We start from the raw sequence: 12047 nt of genomic DNA, 5'->3' as shown, positions 1-12047 counted from the left end.
CATGACGACCCCGGACTACCGGGCCAAACTCGTCGACGCCGTCCGCACCATCGAAAAGCTCCAGAGCCAGCTGACGAAGACCCGCAGCCGGACCCTGGACGAGCCGATCGCCGTCATCGGCGTCGGCTGCCGGCTGCCGGGCGGCGCCGACGGACCCGAGTCGCTGTGGCGGATGCTGGTCGACGGCACCGACACCATCCGGGAGTTCCCGGCGGAGCGCGGCGACGCGAAGGCGGTCTTCGACGACGACCCCGACCAGCCCGGCAAGGCGTATGTCACGCAGGGCGGCTTCCTCGACGAGCGCGTGGACCTGTTCGAGCCCGGCGTGTTCGGCATCTCGCCGCGGGAAGCCGTCGGCATGGACCCGCAGCAGCGGCTCGTGCTGGAGGTGGCCTGGGAGGCGCTGGAGCGGGCCGGCTACGCGCCGGACCGGCTCACCGGCAGCCCCACCGGCGTCTACTTCGGTGTCTCCACCACCGACTACGCCCGGCTCAGGCAGAGCGAGGGCGACATCCGGGACGTCGACGCCTATCAGCTCGTCGGCGAGCCCAGCTTCGTCGCCGGCCGGATCTCCTACACCCTCGGCCTGATGGGACCGAGCAAGGTCGTCGACACGACCTGCTCCTCCTCCCTGGTCGCGCTGCACGAGGCCTGCCAGGACCTGCGCACCGGCGAGTGCGACATGGCGCTCGCGGGCGGCGTGAACCTGATGCTCGCGCCGTACGGCTTCGTGATGATGAGCAAGTTCGGCGGGCTCTCCCCGGACGGCCGCTGCAAGACCTTCGACGCGAGCGCCAACGGCTATGTGCGCGGCGAGGGCGCCGGTGTCGTCGTCCTCAAGCGCTGGTCCGACGCACAGCGCGACGGCGACCCGGTGCTGGCGCTGGTGCGCGGCTCCGCCGTCAACCACGACGGCCGCAGCAGTGGTCTGACCGTGCCCAACCCGGCCGCCCAGCAGGGCGTCATCCGGGGCGCCCTGGAGCAGGCGGGCATCGCCCCCGGCGACGTGGACTACGTGGAGGCGCACGGCACCGGCACCGCGCTCGGCGACCCGATCGAGCTGCGCGCCCTGGAGGCCGTGATCGGCAGGAACCGGCCCGCGGGCAACCCGCTGAAGGTCGGCTCGATCAAGACCAACATCGGTCACCTGGAGTCGGCGGCCGGCATCGCGGGCGTCCTGAAGCTGGTCCTCGCCCTCCAGCACGGCGAGTTCCCGCCGCACCTGCACTTCAACGACCCCAACCCGAACGTCGACTGGGGCAAGCTGCACATCGAGGTCACCAAGGACGGCGGCCCCTGGGGCGGCACCGGCGAGCGGCCCCGCATCGGCGGCATCAGCAGCTTCGGCGCGAGCGGCACCAACGCCCACGCCGTCATCAGCGCCGTACCGCGGCCGACGGCGTCCGAGGCGGACGCCGGGCGGCCCGGGGTGCTGACGCTGTCCGCGAACTCCCTGGAGGGGCTCGCCGAGCTGGCCGGGCGGTACGGCGGTCATCTGCGCGACTCCACCGACGCGCTCGCCGACGTGTGCTGGACCAGCCAGGTCGGCCGGTCCCGGCAGCGGCACGGACTCGCCGTCACCGGTGCCACCGCCGGTGAACTCGCCGACACGCTGGAGGCGTTCGCGCGCGGCGAGCGGGCCTCGGGCGCGGTCACCGCCGAACTGCCCGTGCACAAGCACCGCAAGACGGCGTGGCTGTTCACCGGCCAGGGCTCCCAGTACGCCGGGATGGCGCACGGGCTGGCCGACGAGCCCGCCTTCCGCGCGCCGTTCGACGAGGCCGCGGCGCTCTTCGACGAGCACCTCGATCGCCCGCTGGCCTCCGTGGTGTGGCCGGAGGCCGGCGGGGACTCACCCGTCGACGACACCCGCTACACGCAGCCGGCCCTGTTCGCCGTCGAGTACGGGCTCGCGCGCATGTGGCAGTCGTGGGGCCTGAAGCCCAGCGGGCTGCTCGGCCACAGCATCGGCGGCATCGTCGCCGCCTGCGTCGCGGGCGTCTTCGACCTGCCGGACGCGGTACGGCTGGTCGCGGCCCGCGCCGCCCTGATGGCCGCGCTGCCGGCCGGCGGTGCGATGGCCGCCCTGGACTGCGACGAGGCCACGGCCCGTGCGGCGATCGCCGGCTACCGCGACACCGTCTCGCTGGCCGGGGTCAACGGCCCCTCCAGCGTGGTGATCTCGGGCGTCGCCGCCGACGTGGACGCGGTGCGCACGGCCCTGGAGCGGCGCGGCATGCGCACCACCCGGCTGACCGTGAGCCACGCCTTCCACTCCCCGCTGCTGGTGCCGATGCTGGCGGACTTCCGCGAGGTCGCCGAGTCGCTGACCTACCGCATGCCGACCCTGCCGCTGATCTCCGACCACACCGGCCGCCCCTGGACCGCCGAGGACAGCGGACCGGAGTACTGGGTGCGGCACGCGGCCGGCACCGTGCGCTTCCACGACGGCCTCACCGCCCTGCACGCCGAGGGCGCCCGAACCTTCCTGGAGATCGGCCCCGCCCCGGTGCTCAGCGGCATCGGGGAACGCACCGGCCTGGACGGGGACTGCCGCTACGTGCCGTCCCTGTACAAGCCGAGGGCAGGGGCACCCGAGGACCGCACCGCCGTCCAGCGGGCGCTGGGTCTGCTGCACCTGCGCGGCGAGACCGTGGACTGGACGGCGGTGCACTCGGCTTCCGGCCGCACACCCCGGCGCGTGGCCCTGCCGGTCACCCCGTGGCACGGCGACCGGTACTGGTACGCGCCGCGGCAGGAGGCCGCGCGCCCGTCCGTCGGCACCGCGGTGCCGCAGGCCGGGACGCGGCTGCGCAGTGCCGTGCCCACCTACGAGCTGCAGCTGGACTCGCCCGACTGGGACACCTACGCCCGCACCGGCTCCGACGGCTTCCGCTTCCTGCCGGTCGGCTCGCTGAGCCGGGCGGCCCGCGCCGCGGCCTCGGACGCGCTGGGCGGACGGTGGACCTACGTCGAGGACCTCGACGTGGAGCGGCGCATCCCGATGAACCGGGAGGGCCGCATCCTGCACATCACCGTCACCAGTGACGACGACGGCTGCGCGATCGTCGAACTGCACACCCAGTCCCCGGCCGAGGAGGCCGCGGGCGCCCCGTGGACCTGGCACGCCCGTGGAGTGCTGCGGCGCAGGCCCGGCACCCGGTCGCGGCACCCGCGCAGCGCCCCGACTCTCGCCGGGCACGAGTACAACGACGAACTCCACTACGAGACCGCCTCGTTGTCCTCCTCGCTGATCGGCGCGGTCGTCTCCGCGCACCGCGGCGACGAGGGCGTCCTGGTGGCGCTCAGCCCGGACGACAGCGGCACCGCCGACCACGCCGTGCATGTGCTCGACGCGGCCGTCGCGGCCCTCACCTGGGACGCCGGCATAGGAGAGGCGGGCTACGCGCGCCGGATGGCCGAGGCCACCGTCGAGTCGCTGGAACGGGCGCGGTACGTCCGCGCGATCGCCCAGCACAGCGAGCCCGGCAAGGTCACCGGCGGCGTCGACCTGTTCGCCGAGGACGGCTCCTACCTCGGCGGCATACGCGAACTGACGGTTTCCACCGAGCAGTCGACGCCGGCCACGGAACCGGCGCCCTGGCGCCACCCGGACGAGCTGCTGACCCGGCTCGAATGGCAGGAGGCCGACCCGGCCGCCACCGCCCCGGACCTGTCCGGGCAGGGCTGGCTGCTCATCCCCGACCGCACCGGCACCGCGCGCCGACTGGCGGCCGCGCTGCGCGCCCGCGGTGCGCACTGCCGGATCGAGGAGTCCGGCGGCGTCGACCTGGACGACTGGCTGGCGGACCTGCCCGACGGCGTCGCGCCGCACCGGGTGGTGCTGCTGACCGGCCTGGACGCGCCGCGGCCGGACGCCGCCGACGCGGAGTCGCTCACCGTCTTCCGGGACCGCGCCGAACTGGCCGCCGTGGCCGTCGTGCAGGGCCTGACCGCCCGCTCGGCCTGCACCCGGACCGGGCTCAGCCTGGTGACCCGGGGCGCGGTGCCCGCGCTGGCCGAGCAGGGCGTCACCGCTCCGTTCGCCGGCACGCTGTGGGGTCTTGGCCGGGTCGTCGCGCTGGAGCACCCCGAGCACTGGGCCGGTGCCGTCGACCTCGACCCGGAGGCCGACGACGTGGACGAGGGCGGGTCGCTGGCCGCGGCGCTCGCCGACACCGCCGCCGAGGACCAGCAGGCGCTGCGCGGCGGCACCCGCCGGGTCGCCCGCCTGGTGAAGTTCTCGCACACCGCCGAGGAGCTGCGCCGCCGGCCCCCGGTCGACAAGTCGGGCACCTACCTGATCACCGGCGCGTTCGGCGGCATCGGGCAGAGCCTGGCCCGGCGCCTGGCCGAGCACGGCGCGGGCAAGCTGGTGCTGCTCGGCCGGACGCCGCTGCCGCACCGCAGCAAGTGGGCCGACCCCAGCCTGAGCCCGTCCGTCCGGGAGCGCGTCGACTTCGTCGCGGCGCTGGAGGCGACCGGCGTCTCGGTCGACGTGGTCGCGGCCGACGTCTGCGACGTCGAGGACATGCTGCCGGTGATCCAGGGCCTGGCGAGCGGCCTGCTGCCGCTGCGCGGAGTGGTGCACGCGGCCGGCACCTCCGTACCGCAGTTCCTGCGGGACATCCCGGTGTCGGACCCGGCGGACTACGACGCGGTGTGGCGGCCCAAGGTCGTCGGCGGCTGGCTGCTGCACCAGCTGACCGAGGGCCTGGAGCTCGACTTCTTCCTGGGCTTCTCCTCGATCGCCGCCACCTGGGGCTCGCAGCACCTGACCAGCTACGCGGCCGGCAACTCCTTCCTCGACGCGCTCGCCGAGTACCGGCACGCCCAGGGGCTGACGGCGCTGACCGTCAGCTGGGGCCCGTGGGAGCTGGCGTCCAACCTGTTCGGCGCGGACGTGCTGGAGTTCCTGACCTCCACCGGTCTGCGCACGCTGTCCGCGCCGCAGTGCCTGCGGCTGCTGGACGCCCTGCTGGCGGGCGACGCCCCGCAGGCCGTGGTGTGCGCCGCCGACTGGTCGGTCTACAAGCCGGTGATGGAGGCCCGCGCCGACCGGCCGGTGCTGCGCACCGTGGAGATCGACGAGGGCACCGGCGGCGGCACGTCGACGGCGGTGCTCCAGGCCCTGGAGGGGGCCGACGCGGCCGGGCGTACGACGGTGCTGACCGGCTATCTCCAGCAGGTGCTGGGCGAGGTGCTGGCGGTGCCGCCGGAGTCGGTGCTGCCGGAGGCCGACGTGATGTCGCACGGCCTGGACTCGCTGATGGTCATGGAGGTCGTCAAGCGCTGCAAGGGCGATCTGGGCCTGAGCGTGCGGCCGGGCCAGTTCTTCGAGCGGACCGCGCTGGAGGACTGGGTACGGCTGCTCGACACGGAGCTGGGCGGCGAGGGCGAGGCCGCGGCGCAGCCGGCCGCGGACTGGACGGAGCCGGCGCTGATCGCCGCCGACGTCGCCCTCGACCCGGCGATCGTGCCGGCCGGCCCCGTCGGCGAGGGCTACACCGACCCGCGGAACGTCCTGCTCACCGGCGCCACCGGCTTCCTCGGCGCCTACCTCCTGGACGAGCTGCTGGCCACCACCGAGGCCACCGTGCACTGCCTGGTCCGCTGTGACGCACCGGAGTCGGGCCTGGCCCGGATCCGGCAGAACCTGGAGCAGTACCTGCCCTGGCGCGAAGGAGCCGAGGAGCGGATCACGGTCGTCCCCGGTGACCTGGGCAAGCCGCTACTGGGCCTGGAGGAACGGGAGTTCGGCCGGCTCGCCGACAGCCTGGACGCGATCTACCACAACGGCGCCTGGGTGAACTTCTCCTACACCTACGAGCAGCTGCGCCCCGCCAACCTGACCGGCACCGAGGAGATCCTCAGGCTCGCCTGCCAGGGCCGGCGGCAGACGCCGGTGTCGTACGTGTCGACGTACGGCATCTGGGGCATCCCGGCCGACGGGCGGACCGTGATCGCCGAGGACGACGACATCCTCGGCTCGGGCAAGCTGGTGACCGGCTACGTCCAGACGAAGTGGGCGGCCGAGCTGCTGGTCCGCCAGGCGCAGGAGCGCGGGATTCCGGTCGATGTGCACCGGCCCGGCCGGGTGCTCGGCGACTCGCGCACCGGAGCCTGTCTGACCACCCACTTCACCACCCGGGTGATCAAGGGCTGTGTGCAGCTGGGAATGGCGCCCGACCTCGATCTGGAGATCGAGATGACCCCGGTCGACTACGTCACCTCGGCCCTGGTGCGCATCTCCCGCCGGCCGCACGAATTCGGACTGACGTACCACCTGGTCAACCGGCGCAAGGCGGCCTTCAAGGAGCTGCTGTCGGCGATGGAGCGGCACGGGTGGGACTTCCGCACGGTGCCGGTGGAGCAGTGGTGGCGGGGGCTGCAGGACTCGTTCGCCGTCAACGACAACGAGTTGCACCCGGTCATGGGGGTGGTCGAGGAGTTCGTGGTCGGCGGCGAGGAGGCCATCGACTACGACGCCACGCACACGCTCGACGCACTGACCGGCTCGGGCATCGCTTGTCCTCCGCTGGACGGAGCGCTCCTTTCGCTGTACTTCGACTGGATGGTGCGAACTGGCTACTTGCCCGCACCGTCACGCGGGGAGAATAATTCATGGCAGGATGAATCCATCACCGGGTGAATTCATGCCGTGGTGACGCTCCGCCCCTTGCGGCGCCGAGCCGACGGCCCAGCCATAGGTCCGATCCGCAAGGCTGCGGAACACAACGGAGAAAGGCATCTCCCCCCATGACCACATCCGAAGACCGGGTCCCCGGCGGTACCGCCGTCGGAGCGGCCCCGTTAGCGAACCCCAAGCGGTGGACGGCCCTCGTCTTCATCTGCCTGGCGCAGCTGATGGTGGTTCTCGACATCACGATCGTGAACATCGCACTGCCGGAGATGCAGGCCGACCTGGCGTTCTCGAACGACAACCGGCAGTGGGTCGTCACCTCGTACACCCTCGCCTTCGGCAGCCTCCTGCTGCTGGGCGGTCGTATCGCCGACTACACCGGCCGCAAGCGGGCCTTCCTGATCGCCCTGGCCGGTTTCGCGGCCGCCTCCTGCCTCGGCGGTGCGGCCGGCAACATCGAACTGCTGCTCACCGCGCGCGCCCTGCAGGGTGTCTTCGGCGCCCTGCTGGCCCCCACCGCGCTCTCCCTGATCTCGGTGAACTTCACCGACCAGAAGGAACGGGCGAAGGCGTTCAGCATCTTCGGCTCCATCGTGGCCAGCGGCGCCGTCATCGGTCTGCTGCTCGGTGGCATCCTCACCGAGTACCTCGACTGGCGCTGGTGCATGTACGTCAACGCGCCCATCGCGGTGCTCGCCGCGTTCGGCGTCCTCTACCTCGGTCCCGAGCAGCGCGCCGCGGTGCGCGCCCGCTTCGACATCCCCGGTGTCCTGCTGGTCACCAGCGGGCTCGTTGCGATCGTGTACGCGTGCAGCGAGGCGGAGTCCGAGGGCTGGGGCTCCGGCCTGGTGGTCGGCCTCTTCATCACCGGAATCGTGCTGCTGTCGGCGTTCCTCGCGGTGGAGGCACGCTCCGCCCACCCGCTGGTGCCGCTGCGGGTGATCGCCGACCGCACCCGGGGCAGCGCCTACCTCGCCATGGCCGTCGGCATGGTCGCCATGCTCGGCGCGCTGTTCTTCCTCACCTTCTACCTCCAGCTGGTCAAGGGGTACACGCCGGTGGAGACCGGTCTGGCCTTCCTGCCGATGCCGGTCGGCGTCGGCATGATGGCCGGCGGTCTGTCGCCCAAGATCCTCCCCAAGGCCCCGCCGCGCGCCATCATGGTGCCCGGCATGCTCATCGCGGCCTCCGCGCTGTTCTGGATGGCCATGCTGGAAGCCGACTCCTCCTACTGGGGCATGGTGATGCCCGCCCTGTTCGTCCTGGGCCTGGGCATGGGCCTGCTGATCGCACCGGCCGTCAACTACGGCACCTACAAGGTCGCCGACGAGGACGCCGGCGTCGCCTCCGGCAGCGTCAACACCGCCCAGCAGATCGGCGGTTCGATCGGTACGGCGCTGCTCAGCACGCTGGCCGCGGACGCGGCGGCGGAGTACATCACCGAGCACGCGGCGGGCGCGGAGAACCCGGGCCTGCTGGAGAAGGCGGCGATGGTCGAGGGCTTCACCACCGCCTTCACCTGGGCGGGGGCGATCATGGCCTGTGGCGCGGTGGTCCTGGCCGCGCTGATGAACACGCCCAAGCCGGAGCCCGGTGAGGCCGGGCACGGCTCCGGGATGGCCCACCTGGGCTGACCCCCCGGCCCCTCCACGCGACCGCCCCCGAACTCCGGTTCGGGGGCGGTCGTCGTGTGCCCGCACGCGACCGGTGGGCGAGTGTGGCTCCACCGCCTGGCCCTAACTTGGCCGGAATTCTCTGCAGGCGCTTTCTGCGGACGAATTCCACGAAACGGCAAAAGAGGAAGGTGGGACAAGGATGCCCACAGGAGAACGCAAGGGGAAACAGGTAGAACAAGAGACTTCAGAGCACGAACAGTTGGCCGAAAAGCATGCGTTCGATGTTGTCGTGGTCGGGGCCGGCCTGGAGGGGGGCATCATCGCGGCCTGCCTGGCCCGCAACGGGGTCCGGGTCATGCTCCTGGAGGAGGGCGGGCATCCCAGGACCCGCCTCGGCGAGACCACCACCTTCACGACGCAGATGACGCTGCGCCTCATCGGCGAGCGCTACCGGGTGCCGGAAATCAAGTACCTCGCCTCCTTCGAGGGGACGCACTCCAAGGTGTGCACCAGCGGCGGGGTCAAGCGGAACATCAGCTTCGTCCACCACCGGCCGGACGCCCCGCAGAACCCCCGCGAGGTGCACATGGTCGTACCTCCCCCCATCGGCTTCACGCAGAACCACTACTTCCGGCAGGACGTGGACAACTGGCTGCTGACACTCGCCGCCCGGTACGGGGCGGAGGTACGCCAGCAGCAGCGGATCACCTCAGTGGCGACCGACCCGGACGGGATCACCGTGCTCCGGGAGGGCGAGGCCCCCCTGCGGGCGAAATACCTGGTGGTCACGGAGGACGAGCGGCAGGACTGGGCCCGGCGGCTGGGGGTCGAGGAGTCCCCGGCCAGGTTCCGCACCCACTCGCGCACCCTGGACACCCACATGGTCGGCGTGACCCCCTTCGACGACGCCGTACCGAAGGCCGCCTACCAGAACCCGGGACGCTTCCACGAGGGCACCCTCACCCACGTCTTCGACGGCGGCTGGCTCTCGGTGATCCCCTTCGACAACCACCTCAGGGCCACCAACCAGGTCTGCGGCGTCGCACTCCACCTGGACCCGCGCAAGCACCCGGCCGCCGAGTGCTCGCCCGAGGAGGAGTTCCACCGGGTGGTCTCGCGCTACCCCGACCTCGCCCGGCAGTTCGCCGCGGCGAGCCCGGTCAGGGACTGGCACCGCACCGAGCGCCGGCAGCGCTCGGTCAGCCGCTCCTCGGGCGAGCGCTGGTCCCTGGTGGGCCAGGCGGCCGGCGTGGTGGACCTGCTGTTCTCCGGGGGCCTCTCCACGGGCCTGGAGAGCACCCAGGTGCTCCTCGGCCGCCTGATCGAAGCGGTACGCGAGGACGACTTCTCCCCGAAGCGGTTCAGTGACGTGGCGGAACTCGAACAGGGCCTGCTCGACTTCACCGACGACGTCTGCGCCAATTCCTACCTCGCCTTCGGCGACTTCGACCTCTGGGACGTCGCCTACCGCATGTGGTGCGTCTGGCAGATCCTCTCGCACTACGAGATCAACAGCGCCTACACGAAATACCGCACGCACCGCGACCCGGCGCACCTCGCCCCCGTGGACAATCCCTGGTGGCAGGGGAGGAAGCTGCCGCAGGACGGCCCGTACCGGTCGGCGCTGCGCTTCCTCCAGCACGCCAACGAGCGCTTCCAGGCCGTCGAGGCCGGTGACGCCGGCCCCGCCGAGGTGGTCGCCGAACTGAGGGAACTGCTCGCCAAGGCGGACTTCGTCCCCCCGGTGTTCGGACTCGGTGACCCGGAGATGCGGTACATCGACCCGCCGCCCCACAAGGTCCCGCTCACCCTGCGCTGGACCAGGAGCACCGCGCCCGAGGACATCGGGCAGCTCACCCGCGACGGACTCCTCCCCTTCGTGCGGACGCGGTTCGCCAAGGGAGAGTTCGAGTTCGCCGAGGAACTGCGGAACCTCGCTGCCGGTCTGCCCCTGGTGGGCAGGCGCTTCCGAGTCCCCGCGCCGGAGTAGGAACAGAGGGACGTCATGGACACAGCAGTGGCAGACGCACGGACCACGTACGACGTGGTCATCATCGGTTCCGGCCTGTCCGGTTCGATGCTGGGGGCCATCCTGGCCCGCAACGGGGTGAAGGTGCTGCTCCTGGACCACAAGGAGCACCCGAAGTTCGCCATCGGCGAGTCGACCATCCCCAACACCCTGGTATCCCTGCGCACGATGGCGGCCCGGTACGGAGTGCCCGAACTCCAGACCCTGTCCTCCTTCGAAGGATGCCAGCGCATCGTCGGACCGTGGCACGGGGTCAAGAACCACTTCGGCTTCCTCCAGCACCAGGAGGGCAAGCCGCAGGACCCGGCCCAGCTCACCATGTACAACTTCACCAAACTCATCTACCCCACCGCCCACTTCTACCGGCAGGACGTCGACTCCTACCTGTTCCGTACGGCCGTCTCCTACGGCTGCCGGGCCCGGCAGAACGTCTCGGTCGCCGAGGTGAACTTCGACGACGCCGGGGTGACCGTGGTAGCCGAGGGCGGGGAGGAGTTCCGGGCCCGCTACGTGGTCGACGCCAGCGGATACCGCTCGCCGATCGCCGAGAAGTTCGGCCTGCGTGAGACGCCGTGCCGGTTCCAGCACCACTCCCGGTCCATCTGGAACCACGTCGTCGACATGCCCCGCACCGACGACGTGTTCGACCGGCCGGCCGCGGACCGCCCGCCGGTCCCCTGGTACGAGGGCACCGTCCACCACCTCTTCGAGCGCGGCTGGTGGTGGGTCATCCCCTTCGACAACGACCCCTCCTCCCGCAACCCGATGTGCAGCGTCGGGCTCACCCTCGACCCCCGCCGCTACCCCGTGGACGAGAGCCTGACGCCGGAGGAGGAGTTCTGGTACCACGTCCGGCGCTTCCCCGACGTCGCCCGGCAGTTCGAGGGGATGCGCCCGACGCGGGAATGGGTGCGCACCGGCCGGCTCCAGTACTCCTCCACGCAGACCGTCGGCGACCGCTGGGTGCTGCTCGGACACGCCGCCGGATTCATCGACCCGCTCTACTCCCGCGGCATGTCCAACACCTGCGAGACGGTGAACCAGCTCGCCTGGCGTCTGCTGCGGGCGGTCGCCGACGACGACTTCTCCGCGGCCCGCTTCAAGGCCGTCGACCGCTGCCAGCAGGCCCTGCTAGACGGCAACGACAGCCTCGTCAACGCCTCCTTCATCTCCTTCGAGGACTACGACCTGTGGTCGGCGGTCTTCCGGATCTGGGCCTGGGGCTCCAACGCGGGCACCTTCCGCGCTCACGAGGCCTTCCGCCGCTGGCGGGACGAAGGCGACGAGCGGCACCTCCTGGAGCTGGAGGACGTGGAGAATCCGGGGCTGCACTGGTCCGACCACCCCGGCTACGGCGAGCTCTTCGACGAGATGGTCGAGCAGTGCGCGGCCTTCGAGGCCGGGCGCGTCACCGGTACGCAGGCCGCGGACGTGCTCTACGACCACATGGCCGCGGCCCCGTGGGTCCCCCGCTACTACGGCTGGGACGCGCGCGGACAGCGCTTCATCAATCCCACCTCCAAGGTCCTGGCCAAGACCATGTGGTGGGCGCTGCGCGAGGGAACTCCGGAGGTGCGACGGCTGCTGTTCGGCTTCGGCGTCGAGGCCGTGAAGGAGTTCGCCAAGGGCAGGCGGATCTTCTGACCCCGAGCCCCTACGGCAGCCGGCGGGCCCCCCCCGCTGGAGGGGCGGGTCGATGACCGGGGACCGCGGCGGCGCGGGGGCACGGGGGCGGCGCAGCGACCAGGCGGCACCGCGT

The 12047-nt window shown here is 71.8% G+C and carries 4 protein-coding genes; all 4 read left to right on the top strand.

The genetic code is table 11. The features are described from left to right. Window position 1: 1 nt before the first annotated feature. The 4 genes from AB0Q90_RS39825 to AB0Q90_RS39810 all read left to right on the top strand — a co-directional run bounded on the left by AB0Q90_RS39825 (window position 2) and on the right by AB0Q90_RS39810 (window position 11932). Window positions 2-6652, top strand: a complete 6651-nt coding sequence (locus AB0Q90_RS39825; RefSeq protein ID WP_363164951.1) for a thioester reductase domain-containing protein — start codon at window positions 2-4, stop codon at window positions 6650-6652. 107 nt (window positions 6653-6759) lie between these two features. Next, a complete protein-coding gene (locus AB0Q90_RS39820) occupies window positions 6760-8277 on the top strand; it encodes an MFS transporter (protein WP_363164950.1) in 1518 nt (505 codons plus the stop codon). A gap of 271 nt (window positions 8278-8548) precedes the next feature. Then, complete coding sequence (locus AB0Q90_RS39815) at window positions 8549-10249, top strand: FAD-dependent monooxygenase (RefSeq protein ID WP_363164949.1); 1701 nt, start codon at window positions 8549-8551, stop codon at window positions 10247-10249. 27 nt (window positions 10250-10276) lie between these two features. Next, entirely contained in the window at window positions 10277-11932 is a 1656-nt protein-coding gene (locus AB0Q90_RS39810) for an NAD(P)/FAD-dependent oxidoreductase (protein ID WP_363164948.1), read from the top strand. The last annotated feature ends 115 nt before the right edge of the window (window positions 11933-12047 follow it).

The organism is Streptomyces sp. NPDC079141, assembly GCF_040686775.1.
In the GTDB taxonomy this organism is placed as follows: Bacteria; Actinomycetota; Actinomycetes; order Streptomycetales; family Streptomycetaceae; genus Streptomyces.
The sequence above is the reverse complement of the archived record's forward strand: the minus strand, read 5'-3'. Positions and strand labels throughout refer to the sequence as shown.

Excerpts from the sequence above, each read along its gene's own strand:
- AB0Q90_RS39820 (WP_363164950.1), top strand. The coding sequence starts at position 6,760 with ATGACCACATCCGAAGACCGGGTCCCCGGCGGTACCGCCGTCGGAGCG.
- AB0Q90_RS39825 (WP_363164951.1), top strand. The coding sequence starts at position 2 with ATGACGACCCCGGACTACCGGGCCAAACTCGTCGACGCCGTCCGCACC.